Annotated in this window: 18 protein-coding genes; 11 read left to right on the top strand and 7 right to left on the bottom strand. The window is 64.2% G+C overall.

From position 1 onward, the window contains the following. Positions 1-21 precede the first annotated feature (21 nt). Both FJ943_RS24215 and FJ943_RS30190 read left to right on the top strand, forming a co-directional pair. Positions 22-720, top strand: a complete 699-nt coding sequence (locus FJ943_RS24215) for a GMP synthase (RefSeq protein WP_015316496.1) — start codon at positions 22-24, stop codon at positions 718-720. Between the two features lie 289 nt (positions 721-1,009). Next, entirely contained in the window at positions 1,010-1,141 is a 132-nt protein-coding gene (locus FJ943_RS30190; RefSeq protein ID WP_013893872.1) for a hypothetical protein, read from the top strand. Between the two features lie 66 nt (positions 1,142-1,207). On the opposite strand, the gene FJ943_RS24205 is transcribed toward FJ943_RS30190, so the two are convergent. The 3 genes from FJ943_RS24205 to FJ943_RS24195 are packed head-to-tail and all read right to left on the bottom strand — an operon-like array spanning position 1,208 to position 3,981. Next, entirely contained in the window at positions 1,208-1,981 is a 774-nt protein-coding gene (locus tag FJ943_RS24205) for a metallophosphoesterase (protein ID WP_140660907.1), read from the bottom strand. Between the two features lie 34 nt (positions 1,982-2,015). Beyond that, positions 2,016-3,152: an alpha-hydroxy acid oxidase gene (locus FJ943_RS24200; protein WP_015316498.1), complete on the bottom strand. Its 1,137-nt coding sequence runs from the start codon at positions 3,150-3,152 to the stop codon at positions 2,016-2,018. Between the two features lie 25 nt (positions 3,153-3,177). Further along, the gene (locus tag FJ943_RS24195; protein ID WP_015316499.1) at positions 3,178-3,981 is read right to left on the bottom strand and encodes an FCD domain-containing protein; all 804 of its coding nucleotides are present in this window, start codon (positions 3,979-3,981) and stop codon (positions 3,178-3,180) included. A gap of 207 nt (positions 3,982-4,188) precedes the next feature. Here FJ943_RS24195 and FJ943_RS24190 point away from each other — a divergent pair, with 207 nt between their 5' ends. From FJ943_RS24190 to glcF, 4 genes are all read left to right on the top strand, one after another. Next, positions 4,189-5,511, top strand: a complete 1,323-nt coding sequence (locus FJ943_RS24190) for a DUF3422 family protein (RefSeq protein ID WP_140725626.1) — start codon at positions 4,189-4,191, stop codon at positions 5,509-5,511. 155 nt (positions 5,512-5,666) lie between these two features. Beyond that, positions 5,667-7,163 carry an FAD-linked oxidase C-terminal domain-containing protein gene (locus tag FJ943_RS24185; RefSeq protein ID WP_140725623.1) on the top strand — a complete coding sequence of 499 codons (1,497 nt, stop codon included), beginning with the start codon at positions 5,667-5,669 and terminating at the stop codon, positions 7,161-7,163. A gap of 238 nt (positions 7,164-7,401) precedes the next feature. Then, positions 7,402-8,607 (top strand): FAD-binding protein, encoded by a 1,206-nt coding sequence (locus FJ943_RS24175; RefSeq protein WP_140725620.1) that lies wholly within the window; start codon positions 7,402-7,404, stop codon positions 8,605-8,607. 10 nt (positions 8,608-8,617) lie between these two features. Then, on the top strand, positions 8,618-9,943 hold the full coding sequence (gene glcF, locus FJ943_RS24170; protein ID WP_140725617.1) for a glycolate oxidase subunit GlcF: 1,326 nt from the start codon (positions 8,618-8,620) through the stop codon (positions 9,941-9,943). 8 nt (positions 9,944-9,951) lie between these two features. On the opposite strand, the gene FJ943_RS24165 is transcribed toward glcF, so the two are convergent. Then, positions 9,952-10,872 (bottom strand): bifunctional 5,10-methylenetetrahydrofolate dehydrogenase/5,10-methenyltetrahydrofolate cyclohydrolase, encoded by a 921-nt coding sequence (locus FJ943_RS24165; RefSeq protein WP_015316504.1) that lies wholly within the window; start codon positions 10,870-10,872, stop codon positions 9,952-9,954. A 289-nt stretch (positions 10,873-11,161) separates the two neighbouring features. After that, the gene (locus FJ943_RS24160; protein ID WP_140660870.1) at positions 11,162-11,908 is read right to left on the bottom strand and encodes a L,D-transpeptidase; all 747 of its coding nucleotides are present in this window, start codon (positions 11,906-11,908) and stop codon (positions 11,162-11,164) included. 212 nt (positions 11,909-12,120) lie between these two features. Here FJ943_RS24160 and FJ943_RS24155 point away from each other — a divergent pair, with 212 nt between their 5' ends. Beyond that, the gene (locus FJ943_RS24155) at positions 12,121-12,759 is read left to right on the top strand and encodes a DNA-3-methyladenine glycosylase I (protein ID WP_140725614.1); all 639 of its coding nucleotides are present in this window, start codon (positions 12,121-12,123) and stop codon (positions 12,757-12,759) included. Positions 12,760-12,770: 11 nt separating this feature from the next. On the opposite strand, the gene FJ943_RS24150 is transcribed toward FJ943_RS24155, so the two are convergent. Next, positions 12,771-13,022, bottom strand: coding sequence for a hypothetical protein (locus tag FJ943_RS24150; protein ID WP_140725611.1), 252 nt, complete (start codon positions 13,020-13,022; stop codon positions 12,771-12,773). Positions 13,023-13,271: 249 nt separating this feature from the next. On the opposite strand from FJ943_RS24150, the gene hisS reads away from it, so the two are divergent. From hisS to FJ943_RS24125, 4 genes are all read left to right on the top strand, one after another. Next, positions 13,272-14,795, top strand: coding sequence for a histidine--tRNA ligase (gene hisS, locus FJ943_RS24145; protein ID WP_140725609.1), 1,524 nt, complete (start codon positions 13,272-13,274; stop codon positions 14,793-14,795). A 178-nt stretch (positions 14,796-14,973) separates the two neighbouring features. Next, a complete protein-coding gene (locus tag FJ943_RS24135; protein ID WP_140725606.1) occupies positions 14,974-16,092 on the top strand; it encodes an ATP phosphoribosyltransferase regulatory subunit in 1,119 nt (372 codons plus the stop codon). Then, positions 16,089-16,787 carry an ATP phosphoribosyltransferase gene (gene hisG, locus FJ943_RS24130; protein ID WP_015316510.1) on the top strand — a complete coding sequence of 233 codons (699 nt, stop codon included), beginning with the start codon at positions 16,089-16,091 and terminating at the stop codon, positions 16,785-16,787. Before FJ943_RS24135 ends, hisG begins: the two co-directional genes overlap by 4 nt. A 92-nt stretch (positions 16,788-16,879) precedes the next feature. After that, positions 16,880-18,652, top strand: a complete 1,773-nt coding sequence (locus tag FJ943_RS24125; RefSeq protein WP_140725603.1) for an AMP-binding protein — start codon at positions 16,880-16,882, stop codon at positions 18,650-18,652. A gap of 7 nt (positions 18,653-18,659) precedes the next feature. On the opposite strand, the gene FJ943_RS24120 is transcribed toward FJ943_RS24125, so the two are convergent. Next, the gene (locus FJ943_RS24120) at positions 18,660-20,204 is read right to left on the bottom strand and encodes an alpha/beta hydrolase (protein ID WP_181174619.1); all 1,545 of its coding nucleotides are present in this window, start codon (positions 20,202-20,204) and stop codon (positions 18,660-18,662) included. Positions 20,205-20,367 lie beyond the last annotated feature (163 nt).

The raw sequence follows: 20,367 nt of genomic DNA, 5'->3' as shown, positions 1-20,367 counted from the left end.
TTCATGTCAGCAGGGTTTGCCATGCGGGTGCTGGTGGTCCAGAACTTCGACAATACCGGCCTTGGCCAGGTTGGCGCGGCGCTCGCGGAAGCGGGTGCCGATCTCGATGTGCGCCTTCCCTACAAGGGTGATGCGCTGCCACGGGACGCAACCGGCCATGATGCCATGGTGGTGCTCGGCGGTGGCCAGAATGCACTGGACGACGAAGACTATCCCTATTTCCCGGCGCTGCTGGAACTGACCCGCGATTTTGCCGGCAAGGACCGCGCAGTGCTCGGCATCTGTCTCGGGGGTCAACTCGTCGCCCGCGCCTTTGGCGGCGAAAACCGCATTGGCGGCGCCAATGAATTCGGCTGGCGCGGCGTGTCGTTGACCCCGGATGCCAAGGCCGACCCAGTGCTGTCTGCACTGCCGGAAACATTCCCGATCTTCCAGTGGCACGACGATACATTCGAGCTGCCGGACGACGCCGTGCGGCTCGCCGGCAACGATGTCGCCGAAAACCAGGCGTTTCGCGTCGGCCGCGCTGTCTACGGCTTCCAGTTCCATTTCGAGGCCGACCGGCCGCTGGTGAAGGACTGGAGTTCCTCCTTCGCCCCGACCATTGCCGGGCGCCATCCCGACTGGGCCGGCGAGCTCGAGCACGAAATGGCCCGCAACGGCCCTGATGCCGATGCTGCCGGCCTCGCCATCGCCCGCGCCTGGGTGGCGACGATCTAAGCATTCGCTTCCGCGTCCTACCGCGTGACATAATTGGCACGTGGGCCGGAATCCGTCTGGGGAAAACCCTTTCATCCTTGGCTTGTGTCCGCCCGCTATCCTAGAAGGCGCGCGCTATATCGGCTGTGCAACCGGGATGAACCTTTTGTGTGACCCGTGCGACACACCATCGATACAGAACACGCCTAGAAGCGCGAAATCGTCGAAACTTTGAAGCGATTTTTCCGTTTCAACGCATTGGTAACCGCCTCGTGCACAGATGCAGAAAGCTCAACAAGAGATGACCTCCGTGAAAGCAGCTCTTCTGTCCTTTGCCATGCTGTCCGCCATCGTGCTTTGCGGCCTTGGTATCTATGCCGCCGATGCCGCCAACAACCACAATGCGGTCGACGGCTACGGCGTCACCGCCTCCCTGCGCTAAAGCCCAGGCATCCCTCGCGCGAGTATTCCTCGCGCCAGTATCCTCGCGCCCTTGGTCGCCGGGGCCTCAAGGTTCCTTTATCGACATTTCCAGGATGCGTTTGTCCGCGCCGTCCACGACGAGCGCGGTAAGCATGCCTGACTGCCAGGCAAGCGTGTCGACATTGACGCGGTTGGCCATCACTTCCGCCTCGGGGACCGGCGTGTGGCCATGCACCACGATCTTCGGGAGGAGACCGGCGTGATCGTGGAAGACGTCACGGATCCAGATCAGGTCCTGGATATTCTGTTTTTCCAGCGCAATGCCTGGCCTTATGCCGGCATGGCAGAAGAAGAAGTCGCCTGACGTCACCGAGAACGGCAGCGACCGCAGGAAGTCGATATGGCTTTGCGGCACGGCTGCGAGCAAGGCTTGGTGGCCCTTGCGCATGGCTGACTCGGCCTTGCCGAACCAAATGCCGCTGCCGTTGTTGATCGTCACCCCATAGGATTGCGCGGTCTGGATGCCGCCAAAACGGATGAAGAGCCCTTCGGGGTCGGGTGTCTCGAGAAAGTCGAGAAAGCCGAGGTCGTGGTTGCCGGCCAGCATCATGTTTCGCTGATCGCGTTCGCGTGCCTCGATCAGGAAGTCGATGACGCCCTTGGAGTCGGGCCCTCGATCGACATAGTCGCCAAGATGGATGATGCGCCAGTCCGCGACCAGGTCCCTGGCGATCTCGGCCTCGATCTGGCCGTGCATGGCGGCCAGCAGGTCGAGCCGGCCATGCACGTCGCCGATCGCGTAGAGACGCACGCCATCCGGCCCGCGTGCGTCGAGGAAATGGATGCCGGGTTCCGCCAAGGTTCTGGTATCTCCGTGGTCAGATGTCACGGCCTTAGCGCCGGAGTTGGTCCTTGCCCATGTCGGTGACCAGACGTTTTCCGCACAGCGCCAGCGTGATGTCCATCTCCTTGCGGATGATTTCCAACGCCTTGGTAACCCCTTCCTTGCCGAGCGCGCCCAAGCCGTAAAGAAACGGCCGGCCGATATAGGTGCCCTTGGCGCCCAGGCAGAGTGCTTTCAACACATCCTGGCCGGAGCGGATGCCGCCGTCCATATGCACTTCTATTCTGTCGCCGACCGCATCCGCGATCTCTTCCAGCGCCATGATGGAGGACGATGCGCCGTCGAGTTGGCGGCCGCCATGATTGGAAACGATGATGGCATCGGCGCCGGTGTTGGCTGCCATCAGCGCGTCCTCCTTGTCGAGGATGCCCTTGAGGATCAGTTTGCCGCCCCAGCGCTCCTTGATCCAGGCGACGTCCTTCCACGACAGGTGCGGATCGAACTGTTCGGTCGTCCATGACGACAACGAAGCCACATCGCCGACGCCCTTGGCATGGCCGACGATGTTACGGAAGGTACGGCGCTTCGTGCCAGCCATGCCCATCCACCAGCCAGGCCGCACAGCGATGTTGGCGATGTTGGCGAGCGTCATCTTGGGCGGCGCCGAAAGCCCATTGCGGACGTCCTTGTGGCGCTGGCCGAGGACCTGCAGGTCGAGCGTCAGCACCAGCGCCGAGCACTTCGCCGCCTTCGCCCGGTCGATTAAATTGAGGACGAAATCCTTGTCGCGCAGCACATACAGCTGGAACCAGAACGGTTTCTTCGTCACCGACGCGACATCCTCGATCGAGCAGATGCTCATCGTCGAAAGCGTGAACGGCACGCCGAATTCCTCAGCCGCCTGCGCTGCCAGCATCTCGCCGTCGGCGTGCTGCATGCCGGTCAGGCCTGTCGGCGCAAGCGCCACCGGCATCGACACTTTCTGGCCGATCATGGTCGATTCCAGCGAGCGGTTGCTCATGTCGACCAGCACGCGCTGGCGGAACTTGATCTTCTGGAAGTCTTCCTCGTTTGCCCGGTAGGTGCTCTCGGTCCAGGCGCCGGAGTCGGCATAGTCGAAGAACATCTTGGGCACGCGCCGGCGCGCGAGATCCTTGAGGTCTGCGATGGTGAGAATGTCGCTCATGATGGTCCCCGCTTGATCAAATTGACTAGGAGCGGCTACGCGCTGGTTCGCTGCCGCCGGTTTCCGAGCGCTGTCTTAGCCTCAGCCGCGACACGCGTTGCCAGTCGCCGCTGCGCTCGGCTTCCGCCATCGAGCGCTCGACATAGGTCATGTGGTCCATCGCCGCCTGGCGGGCGGCGGCCGGATCGCCAGCCCTGACCGCAGTGTGGATCGCCCGGTGCTGCGCCAGCAGCGCCTCTCGCGCGCCCGGCACGGTGAACACCAGCAGCCGGTTCTGGAACACGCCCTCCGATAAGAGGCGGTAGCAGGAGCGCAGCGTGTGCAAGAGCAGGATGTTGTGTGCGCATTCGCAGATCGCATGGTGGAATTCAACGTCGATTTCCGCCTCGTCGTCGAAGTCGCCGGTGCGATGCGCCTCATCCATGCGCGCCATGATGCGGTCGAGCAGGGCGAGGTCTTCGGGTGTGGCACGCCGTGCCGCGTATTCGGCGGCTATGCCCTCGACCTCGCGGCGATACTCCAGATAGTCCGTCACCGCCTTGCGATGCGTCGAGATCAGGTCCGCCACCGGCTTGGTAAACAACTGGCCGATAATGTCGGCGACATGCGTGCCGCCGCCGGCCTTGGTCGTCAGCAACCCACGTCCTTCGAGCGCCTTCAGCGCATCGCGCAGGATGGGCCGCGACACATCGAACTGGCGCGCCAGTTCGCGCTCGCCGGGCAGCCGGTCGCCAGTGCGCAGGACGCCTTCGAGGATGAGGCTTTCGATCTGCTGCACGACTTCGTCGGCGGTGCGCGAATGCTCGATCCTGGAGAAAATATCGCTCAAAGGAAGCGCCTGGGGATGGAATGAATGTCGCGCAGATTAAAGCGTCTGTCGCCAACTGGTCAAATTATTTATCCAATTCGCCTGGTTCGGTCGATTTTCGCATCGCGCCGGCACGTCGCCTCGCGCTAAACTTTGCTGTTTACGTCCCTTGTCGATTGCCGCAAGACGGCACCATTGCACGAAGGGTCGAAACCAGGGGGACCAGACGTGTCGGACGAGACGTCCAATCTTGAATTCCAGTCGCGCAGCCAAGGCAGCGTCATGGGCTTTCCGGCGCATGAAGGCCGGCCCGGCGCGCTCGGCGAGGTTCATGCCCGTCCGCATCCACTCGTCGAGAAGCCGCGTGTCCTCGTCCAGCTCTCCTTCATGACCGAAGGAGGCTCCCCGGTCGACCATGCCGTGCTTTCGGAACTGTCGCGCCGCCTCGGCATCGCCGCCCCCGAGCGTCATGCCCGCCACCACGCCATGAAATGGGGCAAGGGCACCCTGCGCTGGGAGCGGCATACGGAGTTCTCGACCTATCTCTGGGAAGGACCGCTGGCCGAGAATGGCCGGGGGCAAGAGGATTCGCCGTTCGGCAATGGCTTTTCGCCGCCGGGAACCGTCATCTCGGGCATCCGGCTCGAGATCCGCAAGTGGACGCAGGCGAACGAGAGGCTGATCGCCGGCTTCGACCCGACCAGCCTCTGTCACTCGCTCGTCGAGCGCGGCAGCGCGGCTATTGTCACCGACTTCCGCCAGGACGGCGATGGCATGACCCGCATGCTGGTGCTTGATCGTGGTCTGACCCCGGCCAGCACCGGCGCGCTGTCGCAGCGGCTGATCGACATCGAGACCTACCGCACGCTTGCCATGCTCGGCTTGCCGCTGGCGCTCACCTTGTCCAGCCGCGCCCGCCGCATCGAGGATCGCTTGGCACAGACGACCCTGGAAATGAAAGTTGCCGAGACCCGCGACAGCCAGACGCTGCTCGCCGACCTGACGGAGCTTGCCGCCGAACTGGAGGCTGATGCCGCTTCCAGCCTTTACCGCTTCGGCGCCAGTCGCGCTTATGACGGCATCGTCACTGAAAGGCTCAAGGCACTGGATGAGGAGCCAGTGCTGGGCTACGACACCTGGGCGGGCTTTCTGCTGCGGCGCATGGCGCCAGCCATGCGCACCTGCCGCTCGGTCGAGGAGCGCCAGGCCAATCTGTCGCGAAAGCTGACCCGTGCCACCACGCTGTTGCGCACCTGGGTGGATGTCGAGGTCGAGAAGCAGAACCGCGATCTGCTCGCCTCGATGAACAACCGCGCCCGGCTGCAACTGCGCCTGCAGCAGACCGTCGAAGGGCTCTCGGTCGCCGCCGTCTCCTACTATGTGGTGGGCCTCATCGGCTATGTCGCCAAGGGCGCGTCGGTCTTTGGCCACGCCTTCGCGCCGGAGGTCGTTACCGCCGCATCGGTGCCGGTCGCCATCCTGCTGGTCTGGTGGGGCGTGCGCAGGGTGCGACAGATGCATTCCGAGCCGGCGAAGCATCCGGCCGAATAGACCGCGCCAAGCTTCGAAGCGCGATGGATGTGCAGCGGCAGATTGCCGCTGCGGAAGCCTTGCCTGCATCCGCCCCGGATGCCATCAAAGCAAGGTTTGCAACAAATGCCCCTAGCTGGTAAATCATTTTTACCAGTTGAGTGGAGGAAGCGCCGATGTCCGGCCTTGCCATGCCCAAGCCAGACGCCGAGACGCTGCGCCGGCGCAGCGAAATCGTCGCCGACATGCGCATCATCGTACCGGGCGAGGGCGTGGTCGACGCGGCCAATGAAATGCGGGCCTTCGAGAGTGATGGCCTGACTGCCTACCGGCAAGTGCCGCTGGTCGTGGTCCTGCCCGAGACGGTGGCGCAGGTTTCCCGTCTGCTGAAATACTGCAACGACCGCAACATCCGCGTCGTGCCGCGCGGATCCGGCACCTCGCTGTCGGGCGGCGCGCTGCCGCTGGAAGACGCGGTGCTGCTGGTCATGAGCCGCTTCAACCGCATCATCGAGATCGATTTCCCCAATCGCATCGTCGTCGCCCAGCCGGGCGTCACCAATCTCGGCATCACCACCGCCGTCGAGCAGGAGGGTTTCTACTACGCCCCCGACCCATCATCCCAGATCGCCTGCTCGATCGGCGGCAATGTCGCCGAAAATTCCGGCGGCGTGCACTGCCTGAAATATGGCCTCACCGCCAACAATGTGCTTGGCATCGAGATGGTCCTGATGAATGGCGAGGTGGTGCGGCTCGGCGGCGGCCACCTCGATGCGGAAGCCTATGACCTGCTCGGCGTCATGACCGGTTCGGAAGGTCTGCTCGGCGTCGTCACCGAGGTCACCGTGCGCATCCTGAAGAAGCCGGAGACGGCGCGGGCGCTGCTGATCGGCTTTCCGACCAGCGAGCAGGGCGGCCAATGCGTGGCCGACATCATCGGCGCCGGCATCATTCCGGGCGGCATGGAAATGATGGACCGGCCGGCGATCCATGCGGCGGAAGATTTCGTCCGTGCCGGTTATCCCCTTGACGTCGAGGCGTTGCTGATCGTCGAACTCGACGGGCCGGGCGTCGAGGTCGATCATCTCATTACGGCGGTCGAGGCGATCGCCATTCGCAACGGCTCGACCACCTGCCGCATCTCGCAGTCCGAGCAGGAGCGGCTGAGTTTTTGGGCGGGCCGCAAGGCGGCATTCCCCGCCGTTGGCCGCATCTCGCCCGATTACTACTGCATGGACGGCACGATCCCACGCAAGGAGTTGCCGCGCGTGCTGGCCGGCATGCGCGAGCTGTCGGAAAAATACGGCCTCGGAGTCGCCAATGTCTTTCACGCCGGCGACGGCAATCTGCATCCCCTGATCCTTTATGATGCCAACGTGCCTGGTGAACTCGACAAGGCCGAAAGCTTTGGCGCTGACATTCTGAGGCTTTGCGTCAAGGTCGGTGGCGTGCTCACCGGCGAACATGGCGTCGGGGTCGAGAAGCGCGACCTGATGCCGGAAATGTTCAACCAGGTCGACCTCGACCAGCAAATGCGCGTCAAGTGCGCCTTCGATCCCAACCATCTGCTCAATCCCGGAAAGGTGTTCCCGCAACTGCGCCGCTGCGCCGAACTGGGGCGCATGCATGTGCATCGCGGGCAGGTGGCCTTTCCCGACATTCCGAGGTTTTGAGGGACATGTTGGCGCTTGAACACCCCCCTCTGTCCTGCCGGACATCTCCCCCACAAGGGGGGAGATTAGCAGTTCCGGCATCTCGCCGTTCAACAGACATTGGATGTTGGCGAAATCCGATGCGGCATCTGATCTCCCCCCTTGCGGGGGAGATGTCCGGCAGGACAGAGGGGGGTGTGAAGAAACGCGACCTATCACTTCTCGCCCGCTTTGCGGGGCAGAGGAAGGGCACGCGTGCATGACCATCTTCACCCCCACCACTTCAGCCGAAGTCCTCTCCACGGTTGCCTGGGCGACGGCAGAAGAAGCATCGCTCGAAATTCTCGGCCATGGCTCCAAGCGCGGCATCGGCCATCCGTTGCAGACCGAGCACACGCTCGACCTGTCGAAACTCTCGGGCGTGACCCTCTATGAACCCGCAGAACTGGTGCTGTCGGCCAAGTCAGGCACGCCGCTGGCCGAGATCGAAAGGCTGCTGGCTGAAAACGGCCAGCAACTCGCCTTCGAGCCGATGGACTACGGCCCGCTGCACGGCGGCGAGCCGGGCAAAGGCACCATCGGCGGCGTGCTCGGCGCCAACCTGTCCGGTCCGCGCCGGCTGAAGGCGGGCGCCGCGCGCGATCATATCCTGGGCATCAACGTCGTCTCCGGCCGGGGGGAAGCTTTCAAGTCGGGCGGCCGCGTGGTCAAGAACGTCACCGGCTACGATATGTCGAAGCTGATGGCCAACAGCTGGGGCACGCTGGCCGTCTTTACCGACGTCACCTTCAAGGTGCTGCCCGCGGCCGAGACCGAAGTCACGCTCGCTGTCCGTGGCCTGCTCGATGATGCAGCCTGCGCCGCCATGGCCTTGGCCCTTGGTTCCAGCGCGGAAGTATCGAGTGCTGCCCATCTGCCGGAGCGCATCGCCGCCCGCGTTGCCGGCGGGATGCTCGGCAGTGAAGCCGCCACGCTGCTGCGCGTCGAGGGCTTTGGCCCGTCGGTTGCCTATCGCATCACCGCGCTGAAGACCCTGCTCGGCAAAGCCGGGCCGCTGGAAGAGATTTCCGGTGAGACCTCCAAGGCAATCTGGCGCGACGTGCGCGATATCAGGCCCTTCGTTGACGGCAGCGAGAAGCCGGTCTGGCGGGTCTCGATGACGCCCGCTCAGGGGCACCAGATGGTTCTGGCCCTACGCATGCAGGCCGCCGTCAGTGCCTTCTACGACTGGCAGGGCGGGCTGGTGTGGCTGCGCATGGAGGAGGGCGATCCCGAAGCCACCCTGCTTCGAGGGCTGTTGCGGAAACATGGCGGCGGCCACGCGACGTTGGTGCGCGCCGCTCCCACCCATCGTGTCGCGCTGCCGGTGTTCGAGCCGCAGGCGCCGGCATTGGCGGCGCTCAGCCAGCGCCTGAAACAGGAATTCGACCCGAAGAACATCCTCAATCCCGGCCGCATGGCCTAGGACATCAGAGATGCAGACCAATTTTTCGCCCGCCCAGCTTGCCGACCCTGATGTCGCCGAGTCCGAAAAGATCCTGCGCAAATGCGTGCATTGCGGTTTCTGCACCGCCACCTGCCCGACCTATGTGACGCTTGGCAACGAGCTCGATTCGCCGCGCGGGCGCATCTACCTGATCAAGGACATGCTGGAAAACGGCCGTCCCGCCGATAAGGAAATCGTCACCCATATCGACCGCTGCCTCTCCTGCCTGGCCTGCATGACCACGTGTCCATCAGGCGTCAATTACATGCATCTGGTCGACCATGCTCGTGCCCATATCCAGGAAACCTACAAGCGGCCGCTGCTCGACCGGCTGACCCGTGCCACGCTGGCCTTCGTGCTGCCCTATCCCCAACGCTTCCGCGCCGCGCTCAAGCTTGCGAGGTTGGGCAAGCCTTTCATCGGCCCGTTCGAGAAGATTCCTGCACTGAAGCCGCTCGCCGCGATGCTCAAGCTCGCGCCTGCATCGATCCCGGCGGCCTCGCCGATGGCTTTACCGGGTATCCATGCCGGGCAGGGGGCGAAAAAGGGCCGTGTCGCCATCCTGACCGGCTGCGCGCAATCAGTGCTTGACCCCGCCATCAACGACACCACCATCTCGCTGCTGACGCGGCTCGGTGTCGAGGTCGTGGTGCCACCGGGCGAGGGCTGCTGCGGCGCCCTGGTTCATCACATGGGGCGGGAAGAAGCCGCCCTTGCCTCGGCCAGGCAAAATATCGATGCCTGGACACGCTCCATCGAGCAGGGCGGGCTCGACGCCATCGTCATCACCGCATCGGGTTGCGGCACGACGATCAAGGATTACGGTTTCATGCTGCGGCTCGATCCGGCCTATGCCGACAAGGCCGCGCGCGTGTCGGCGCTGGCCAAGGACATCACCGAATACCTGGCAAGTCTCGAGCTCCCTGAACCGGTGCGCAAGCCGGGCACGGTCATCGCCTATCATTCGGCCTGCTCGATGCAGCACGGCCAGAAGATCACCCGGCAGCCGAAGGAGCTGCTCGCCAAGGCCGGTTTCATTGTGCGCGAGCCGCGCGAGGGCCATCTCTGCTGCGGCTCGGCCGGCACCTACAATATCCTGCAGCCCGAGATTTCGGCCAGGCTGCGCGATCGTAAGGTGAAAAACATCGAGGCGACCGGCGCCTCGATCGTCGCCACCGGCAATATCGGTTGCATCACGCAGATCGCATCCGCCGCCAGCATGCCGGTGGTGCACACGATCAAACTGCTCGACTGGGCTTATGGCGGGCCGAGGCCGGATGGCATTTTGGATGAGAGCCTGGTCGCTGCGGAGTAGGCCGGGCGCTATTCCGCCGCAAGCCTGTCCGACGTGCCGTAGGTCGCCTCGTAGAGCGCGCGCTGGCGGCTGAGCGCGACCATGGTATTGCGCAGCAGGATCGCCACCGTCAGCGGACCGACGCCTCCCGGCACCGGCGTGATCCACGAGGCCACTTCCTTGACGCTGTCGGTGTCGACGTCGCCGACGATGCGGCTCGTGCCATCCGGTCCGACCTCCGAATTGATGCCGATGTCGATCACGGCGGCACCCGGCTTGACCATGTCGGCCTTGATCAGCCGTGGCTTGCCAACGGCGACGAACAGCGCATCGGCGCGCCGCGCATGGGCAGCGACCGACCGTGTCATATGATGGCAGACCGTCACCGTCGCGCCTTCGCTCATCAGCAGGAAGGCGATCGGCTTGCCGACGATTTCCGAATGGCCGACGATGACCACTTCCAGCCCCTTGAGGTCGAGGCCGGTTTCCTTGAGCAGTTCGACCGAGGCGGCCGCCGTGCAAGGTGCGAGATCGAGCTGGTTGTACACGATGTTGCCGATCGAGGCCGGATGCATGCCCTCGACGTCCTTCAGCGGATGCACGGCCGCCTGCAGCATCTTGATCGGGATATGCGCCGGCACCGGCCGCTGGATGATGATGCCGGTGACACGCGGATCGGCATTCAGCCCATGGATGGCTGCTTCGAGTTCACCTGAGGTGATCGTCGCGGGAAAGCGCCGTTCCTCGAAATCGATGCCGGCGAGTTGAGCCTTGGCACGCTGGTTGCGCACATAGACGTCGACGGCGTCGGTATCGCCGACGGTGATCGAGATCAGCTTGGGCGGAAAGCCCTCGGCCTTGGCAATGGTCGCGTCCTCGCGCACGGCGGCGATGATGCGCTGGGCAACCGGGCCGCCCCTGAGATAGCGGCTGTCGTCGGACAGGGACATGGTTCGAACCTTTGGTGGGGAAATTGTGCACTGCAATAGCAGAGCACGGCCCGGAAATCAGCCCTGAAAACGAAACACCGTGCCTCCGGGGCGACCTGTCGCACCGTGAAACGAAAAGGGCAGCCCGGTTACCCGTGCTGCCCTCTCGTGACTGGCCGTATCCCCACACGGCCCGTCCCCCGTTAACTCGTTGCCAGTCTAAGCACGTCTTCCAAAAGTACGCTATGACTTAAGGGCAACAGCGCGCCAAAACCTGCTCAGCACTGCTTAACCGGCTGATTCGCTGCCACTATATCACCTCGACGGTGGTTCCGACATTGACCCGCTCATAAAGGTCGACCACGTCCTCGTTGCGCATCCGGATGCAGCCCGATGATACCGCGCCGCCGATCGTCCAGGGCTGGTTGGTGCCATGGATGCGGTACTCGGTCGTGCCGAGATAGAGAGCGCGCGCGCCGAGCGGGTTTTCCATGCCGCCGGCCAGATAGGTCGGCAGGTATCGGCCCTTGGCCGCTTCGCGCTTGATCATCTCGGCCGGTGGACGCCAGTCCGGCCAGACGCGCTTGTTGGTGATCTTGTGGGTGCCCGACCATTCGAAACCGGGCTTGCCGGTGCCGACGCCGTAGCGCCGCGCTTTGCCGTTCTTCTCGACCAGATAGAGGAAATTCTGCGTGGTATCGATGACGATGGTGCCCGGCTTCTGGGCGCCGTCATAGGCAACTTCCTGCGGCAGGTAGACGGGGTTGATCTGCCGGCGCATGACCATGCGTTTTGCAGGCGCCTGCACAGCGGCCGTCTGTACGCTGTCGGGCTGTGCCGGCTGCGCGGTGCGCTGGCGCGGCTGCTGCTGCACGGCCTGTCGGTTCTGCCGCACGATTCCGGGCGCATGGCCGAGCTGCAGCACCCAGGGCGCGGAAAGGTCGGGGCTCACCATCACCGGCGGTCTGTCGGCATAACGGTCGTTGGCGGTTGAGGGTGTGACGCCGGCGGCAAACACAGCCACGGCGCCGAGCAAGGGAAACAGAACTCTTTTCATCGGGAACGCACCTTGATCGTCTAATACGCCGGGCAAGAACGCTCCCGGCTTGCGCGATCATTGGCGGCGAGCAGCAACCGAAACATGAATCGGAATGCGTAAAATGCGGTTCTGTCAGTAAACTCTTTGGTGTGGTTACCGCCCGGTTCAGGAATCTGGTAAAGCCACGGTAAAGACAGCGCGCAAGCGCGTTAACGGATGGATTTCTTGGGATGAGCAATGAAAACACCGGCCTGCTTGCCGGTCCTGACGGTGTCGTGCGCTGCTTCTGGCACGGCAATCTGCCCGATTATCTGGATTACCATGACCATGAATGGGGCCGGCCGGTGGCCGATGACCGCAGGCTGTTCGAGAAGATCTGCTTGGAAGGGTTTCAGTCGGGCCTGTCCTGGCTGACCATTTTGCGCAAGCGGGAGAATTTTCGCGAGGCCTTCGCTGGCTTCGACTTCGATAAGGTCGCCGCCTTCAACGAACGGGATGTCGAGCGCCTGCTCGGCAACGCCGGCATCATCCGCCATCGCGGCAAGATAGTCTCGACCATCAACAACGCCAAACGCGCCCGCGCGATGGTGGATGAGTTCGGCTCGCTGGCCGCCTGGTTCTGGAAGTTCGAACCCGGCAAGGAGGAGCGGCCGGAGATCGTCGACCTCGCCCATCTGCGCGCCAACCCGACCAGCGCGGTTTCCGTTCGGATTTCGAAGGACCTGAAAAAGCGCGGCTGGACTTTCGTCGGCCCGACCACCGTGTACGCCTTCATGCAAGCCATGGGCCTGGTCAACGACCATCTCGAAGGCTGCGTGTGCCGTAAGGAGGTCGAGAAGCAGCGGAAGGCTTTCCAGCGGCCGAAATAGCCGCGGGCAGCTCAGGTGCCGTTGGCGCTGGCCAGGAACAGCCCGGCGACGATTGCGGCCACCGTGGCGACCGTCGGATAGATCACCAGCAGACCGGTCACCAACGCGTCGCGCAGGGAAGGATCCTTGCTGGTGCCTGCAGGCACATCGAACGGCCCGGCAGCCTGACCAACCAATTGCGGTGCATGGGTGCCCGCCGGGCGCAGGCGCATCGGCACTTCGCCGGCCTCGCTGTTGGCCTCAAATTCCGTTGCGCTGGTCATGTCCCGAACCCCTTCGTTTCGGTGCGCTATATCGGCCGCGATTGTGTCGGCACGATGCCGCGCCCGTGGCGGCATTGTTTCATTTCTGGTGTGTTTTTGTTTCAGGGGGTTTCGATTCTTCCTGATCTTGTCGGGTGCGCTCCGGGGCGCCAACCCTTGCCGCTCCCGGCTTCATCGGTTAGGAAACGCGCGCTGTGAACGCGCTAGATTTGCCGCGTCACGAAGTCATGAACATCGGGTGCCCAGATTATGGCCGACAAATCGGAAAAGACGAAAGCGCGGCTGCCGCGCGGGTTTGCCGACCGCGGGGCCGAGGATATCCGCGCCGTCGAGAAGATGATGGCGACGATCCGCTCGGTTTATGAGCTCTATGGCTTCGAACCGGCCGACCAGCCGCTGATCGAATATACCGATGCGTTGGGCAAATTCCTGCCCGACCAGGACCGGCCGAACGAGGGCGTGTTCTCTTTCCAGGACGACGACGACCAGTGGCTGTCGCTGCGCTACGACCTGACCGCGCCGACCGCGCGCTTCGTCGCCGAGAATTTCGAACGCCTGCCAAAACCCTATCGCAGCTACCGTTCCGGCTGGGTGTTCCGCAACGAAAAGCCCGGGCCCGGCCGCTTTCGCCAGTTTATGCAGTTCGACGCCGACACGATCGGCACGCCGGGCGTCGCGGCGGACGCCGAGATGGCGATGATGATGGCCGACGTCATGGAAGCGCTCGGTATCAAGCGCGGCGACTACGTCATCCGCGTCAACAACCGCAAGGTGCTCGATGGCGTGCTGGAAGCGATCGGCCTTGGCGGCGAGGAGAATGCTGGACGAAGACTGCAAGTGCTGCGGGCAATTGATAAGCTGGACAAGTTTGGCCCGGCGGGGGTGCGACTGTTGCTTGGCCCTGGCAGATGGGACGGTGGCAAGGAAGGTGAGGGCGATTTTACAAAGGGTGTAGCGCTCACCAAGTCGCAAGCTGATCGCGTTTTGCTTTTATCCAGTCCTAACGAAAGCGATGCGATGCAAAGTCTTCACATGATGTGGGGAGCAGTCGCAGGCTCAGACCGAGGTGCGGAGGGCGTTCAAGAACTCGACGACATTCGCAGCATGATTGCCGCCGCTGGTTACGATGATGGCCGTGTTAAGATCGACCCATCCGTCGTGCGCGGCCTTGAATATTACACCGGCCCGGTCTTCGAGGCCGAGCTTCTGGCTGAAATCCCCAACGAGGACGGCCAGATCGTGCGCTTCGGCTCGGTCGGCGGCGGCGGCCGCTATGACGGTCTGGTCTCGCGCTTTCGCGGCGAGCCGGTGCCGGCGACCGGTTTTTCCATCGGCGTCTCGCGACTGATGACGGCGCTGAAGAACCTCGGCAAGCTGGACGTATCGGAAGTGATCGCGCCGGTCGTCGTGCTGGTCATGGACAAGGACACTGAAAGCCTCGGCCGCTATCAGAAGATGGTCTCGGAATTGCGCGCCGCCGGCATTCGCTCCGAAATGTATCTCGGCGGCGCCGGCATGAAGGCGCAGCTCAAATATGCCGACCGGCGCGGTTGTCCCATCGCCGTCATCCAGGGCGGCGACGAGCGGGCCAAGGGCGAATTGCAGATCAAGGACCTGATCGAAGGCGCGCGCATGTCGGCGGAGATCACCGACAATGCGGAATGGCGCGCCGCGCGTCCGGCCCAGGTGACAGTAGCGGAAAGCGAACTGGTCGCCGAAGTGAAGAAGATTTTGGCGGCGCAGGCCGCTGATCGCGCCAAGGGTGGCGCTTGAGCACCCCCCTCTGGCCTGCCGGCCATCTCCCCCGAAAAGGGGGAGATGGGATGTCGCGTAGGTTTTCGCCGATCTCCGATGTTGGGAAAAACGTGCCGAGCCCGAAGCTGCCGATCTCCCCCCTTGCGGGGGAGATGGCCGGCAGGCCAGAGGGGGGTGCCTCGCGCCCAACCTGTCTATGACCTCCCGCCCCGCCATCGCCACCGACATCATCACCCTCTTCGCCAACCGCAACACACATGCCGTCGAAGTCGCGGTGCTGCAGCCGGCCGATCCCTTCCTCGACATGGCCGGTGAGGATTTGCGCCGTCGCATTTTCCTGACCGAAAGCGAAACCGGGCAGACGCTCTGCCTGCGGCCCGAATTCACCATTCCCGTCTGCCTCGACCACATAGCCAGCCAGGCCGGCACGCCGCGCCGCTATTCCTATCTGGGCGAAGTGTTTCGCCAGCGCCGCGAGGGCGGCAATGAGTTCTTCCAGGCCGGCATCGAGGATCTCGGCGACCGCGACACGGCCGAAGCCGATGCCCGCTCGGTCGCCGACGCGCATGCGCTGCTGTCGCTGGTGCTGCCCGGCCAGCCGCTGGCGGTCACGCTTGGCGACCAGGCGATTTTCGAGGCGGTGCTGGCGGCGCTCGGCTTGCCGCGCGGCTGGCGCATGCGGCTGGCCCGCGCCTTCGGCTCGGCGCCTATGCTGGAGACAGCACTCGCCGATCTCGCCAACCCGCCGCGCAACAGCCAGCTCTCCGGGCCGGTCGCGGCGCTTGTCCTCGATGGCGATCTGGACCGTCTTTCCCAGCATATTGCCGGCGGCATGGAGGAAGCCGGCTTGTCGGCATCGGCCGGGCGCGCGCCGTCGGATATCGCGCGGCGGCTGATCGAGAAAGCCGAGTTGCGCAGCGTGCGGCTGTCGAACGAGGCTTTCGCGGCGCTGAAAGATTTTCTGGCGATCGACGTGCCGCTCGATGGCGCGGCCCAGGCATTGGAAACCTTCGCGGCCGGCGCCGGACTTTCGCTGGGTGCGGCGCTGGAAAAATTCTCGGCCCGCGCCAAGGCGATCGAGGCGCATGGCTTGCCCTCCGAAAAAATCCGCTACGACGCCGCTTTCGGCCGTCCGCTCGACTACTACACCGGTGTCGTCTTCGAAATCGCGGCCGCCAACGGCGAGCGCGCCCTGGCCGGTGGCGGGCGCTACGACCGGTTGCTGACGCTGCTCGGTGCCAAGACCGCGATCCCCGGCGTCGGCTTTTCGGTGTGGCTCGACCGCATCGAGGCGCTGCGGGGGGCGGCATCATGATCACGCTCGCCGTTCCCTCGAAGGGTAGGCTCAAGGAGCAGGCGCTGGAGGTGTTGGCCAAGGCCGGCCTCGCCGTCAGCCTGCCCGGCGACGAGCGTAAGTATCATGCCCGCGTCGAGGGCCTGGACAATGTCGAAGTGCTCTTCCTGTCGGCCTCCGAAATATCGGGCGAAATAGGCCAAGGCGCGGTCGATCTCGGCATTACCGGCGAGGACCTGGTGCGGGAAAATCTCGCTGACTGGGAAGCGCGGGCCGAGATCGTCGCCCGCCTCGGCTTCGGCCATGCCGATGTGGTGGTCGCGGTGCCCGAGATCTGGCTCGATGTCGACACCATGGCCGATCTCGACGATGTCGCCGCCGATTTCCGCCAGCGCCATGGCCGCAGGCTGCGGATTGCCACCAAATACTGGCGGCTTACCCAGCAGTTCTTCTCCCAAAAGCACGGCATTCAGGTCTATCGCATCGTCGAGAGCCTCGGCGCCACCGAGGGCGCGCCGGCGGCCGGCCTCGCCGACGTCATCGTCGACATCACCAGCACGGGCTCGACGCTGCGCGCCAACCATCTCAAGGTGCTGGCCGACGGCGTCGTGCTGAAGTCGCAGGCCTGTCTGGTCGCGTCGAGGAAGACACGTGCAGCGGCCGACGACGCCGTTTTGCGCGACATCGTCGCGAAAATGGCGGCAGCGGTCGCATAGCGACCTCCAGGGAAGGGGCTCCAGTACCATCGACGGGATTTCCAGCGTCCCGGCAGGCTGATAGGTTCGGCCAGCCTTGGGAGGAGACAGCGATGCCGGTCAATCTCGACGAGCTGAAGAATGCCACCAATCTGCGCGGACGCGGCGCGCGCGCCGGCAGCGTCTTTATTGCACCGGTCGATGGCAGGGCGCATGTCTCGGGCGACCGCAAAGTGCCGCTGCTCGACAAGACCATTCCCGCGCTGTTCTCCGACACCGTCGGCAAATACGGCACGCTCGATGCCGCCGTGTTCGTCGGCCAGGACAAGCGCTTCACGTGGAGCGAACTGTCGGACACGGTGGATGCACTGGCCGCCGGCTTTCTGGCGCTCGGCCTCCGGAAGGGCGACCGGGTCGGCATCTGGTCGCCCAACCGCTGGGAATGGCTGGTGACGCAGTTCGCCACCGCCCGCATCGGCCTGATCCTGGTCAACATCAATCCGGCCTACCGGCTGACCGAGCTGGAATATGCCCTGAACAAGGTTGGCTGCAAGGCATTGGTGACGGCGGCGAGCTTCAAGACATCGGACTATCTCGGCATGATCGAGACGCTGGCGCCGGAGATCGCCACGGCGACGCCCGGCAAGCTGAAGGCCGTGAAATTGCCGGCGCTAAGGATCGTCATCCGTATGGGCGAGGAAAACTCGCCAGGCATGTTCAATTTCGGCGACGTGCTGGCCATGGCCGGTCGCGACGAGCATGATAGCCTCGACCGCATCTCGGAAGGGCTGAAGCCTGGCGATGCGATCAACATCCAGTTCACCTCAGGCACGACGGGCGCACCCAAGGGCGCGACGCTCACCCATCTCAACATCGTCAACAACGGCAATTTCGTCACCTCGGCTATCAAGCTCACCGTCGACGATCGGCTCTGCATCCCGGTGCCGCTCTATCACTGCTTCGGCATGTCGATGGGCACCATGGGTTGTGTGTCGAAGGGCGCGACCATGGTTTTCCCGTGCGAGGGGTTCGATCCGGGCCTGACGCTGAAGGCGATCGCGCGGGAGCGCTGCACCGGCCTCTACGGCGTGCCGACCATGTTCGTCGGCATGCTCGATCATCCGGATTTCCCGACCTTCGATCTCTCCAGCCTGCGCACCGGCATCATGGCCGGTTCGCCCTGCCCGATCGAGGTGATGAAGAAGGTGGTCTCGCTCATGCACATGGCTGAAGTGACCATCGCCTACGGCATGACCGAGACCAGTCCGGTCTCGTTCCAGAGCAGCACCGACGATCCGTTGGAAAAGCGTGTCTCGACCGTCGGGCGCATCCACCCGCATGTCGAGGTCAAGGCGATCGCCGTCGACGGCGCCACCGTTGCGGTTGGCGCGCCGGGCGAGCTTTGTACGCGCGGCTACTCGGTGATGAAGGGCTATTGGGACGACGACGAAAAGACCCGCGAGGCGATCGATAGCGATGGCTGGATGCACACCGGAGACCTCGCCACTATCGACGCCGAGGGCTATTGCAACATTGTCGGCCGCGTCAAGGACATGGTCATTCGCGGCGGTGAGAACGTCTATCCCAGAGAGGTCGAGGAATTCCTCTACCGCCATCCCAAGGTGCGGGAAGTGCAGGTCTTCGGCATCCCGGACGCCAAATATGGCGAGGAGCTGTGCGCCTGGATCGTGCTCAAACCCGGCCAGGTCGCCACCGAGCAGGAGATCAAGGCATTCTGCGCGGGCCAGATCGCCCACTACAAGGTGCCGCGCCACATTCGCTTCCGCAGCGAATTGCCGATGACGGTGACCGGCAAACCGCAGAAATTCCTGATGCGTCAGGCGATGGCCGAGGAACTCGGGCTGGTGGCGCAGAAGACGGCGTGAGGCCGGATCAGCCGTGTCGCACAAGCGCGCCGATACCGTCGAGCAGCGCCTGCTGGTCGCCGACCCAGAACCAGTGATCGTCGCCATCGACCTCGATGAACCGCGCGCCTGGAATCTTGGCCGCTAGGAACCGCCCCGCCTCGATGCGCACGGCGCGGTCGCCGGAACGGTGTAGGATCATCGTCGGGGCGGAGACTTTTGCCAGGAGGTGACGGACATCGGTGTCCCGCAACGCGTCGAGCAGCCCGGCGACCGCACCCGGGCTGGAGGCTGCCCTGAGCAATCCGGCCCACCAGGTCCTCGCCTGGCGGTCGCCAGCGAGGCTCGGTGCGAAGGTGTCGATTTCCGCCGGGCCACCCCAGCCCGCCAGCAGCCGTTGCTTCCATAGATCATACTGCGCGACGGTCAAGGCGTGGGGATAGTCAGGTGCACGGCTGCCTTTGGCGAGCGAGCCCCACAAGACAAGGCCCGTCAGCCGATCGGGATGCTGGACCGCAAAACGGATACAGCCCGGCCCACCCTCGGATGCGCCGACCAGCAAGGCCCGGCGGCTGTCGGCCGCGTTCATGACCGCCAGAATATCCTGCGCCGTCGCCTCGACCGTGGGGCGGGCACCGACGCGGTCGGAAAGCCCCATGCCGCGCCGGTCGAAGAGGATCAGGCGACCCAGGCGCGAAACCGCGGTCAGCCAGGCGCGGCAACCCGGGTCTTCCCAGATACGCTCGACATGTGAAATGAAGCCGGGAACAAGCACGATGTCCGTCGGGCCGCTGCCAAAGATCTGGTACGCGATGTGGATGCCGCCCACCGCGACATAGCGCGTCCTGGGCACGTCCAGGGCGGCGTCCTGAGTTGGCTGGCTCAGCATGGCAAGCGTGGCGGGGTCCGGCGCTACACCGAGTTCGTCCCGCAAGAGCCGGATGCACGTGTCGATCTGCCGCTCGGCCGCCGCCCTGTCCCCGGCCGCCAGATGGGCACGGATCAGATGTCGGTGCGCGCTTTCGCTCAAGGGGTCGAGTGCCGCCAGCCGTGTCGCGTGAACGACCGCGCCGCGAGGCTGGCTGTAGGCAATCTTGGCGTCGATGAGCCGCTCCAGCGCCTGCACCAGCCGGCCACGCAACGTCTCTCGCCGAAAGAAGACCCATTCCTCGAATTGCGGACAGTCCGGCAGCAAGAAGCCGGCGAGATAGTCGTCTTTGTAGATCTCGGCTGCCTTGTCGAGAGCGCCGGAATTGCAGGCCTGCTCGAAAATCCTGGTGTCGATCTCGGCGGACAACGCCGGGTGCAGGCTTAGCGAGACGCCTGTGGCGGCGATGATCTCGTTGCCGAACGCGATGCGGATTTTGTACAGCGTGCGCCGAAGGCGGGCGCGTGCGGCCTGCTCGTCGGCTTCCGGCCACAACAGCGTGGCGGCGACCTCGCGCGCCACCGGCCCGCTGGCCTCGGCGAGATAGATGAGGAGGGCTGCCGCCTTGCGCAGGGCGAGTTCCACCCGCCGGCCGTTCAAGCGGAACTCCGGAAAACCCAGAAATCGGAATTCCAATCGCTCCATCGATCCGACCACGGCCATGCAGGGACGTTGAGGGGACGCCGGCCTTCTATCCATTCCCACGACGTCGGGCCGATCGGGCCCGATCACGGGACTCCCTTGGAGCGAGAAATGTCACTGGTCAATACTCTCACCCGCCCTGTCGGTGCCGCCAACACACGGCAAG

Origin of the sequence: Mesorhizobium sp. B2-3-10 (genome assembly GCF_006442275.1) — a bacterium.
Taxonomy (GTDB): domain Bacteria; phylum Pseudomonadota; class Alphaproteobacteria; order Rhizobiales; family Rhizobiaceae; genus Mesorhizobium; species Mesorhizobium australicum.
This window is presented reverse-complemented; position numbering and strand designations above follow the sequence as displayed.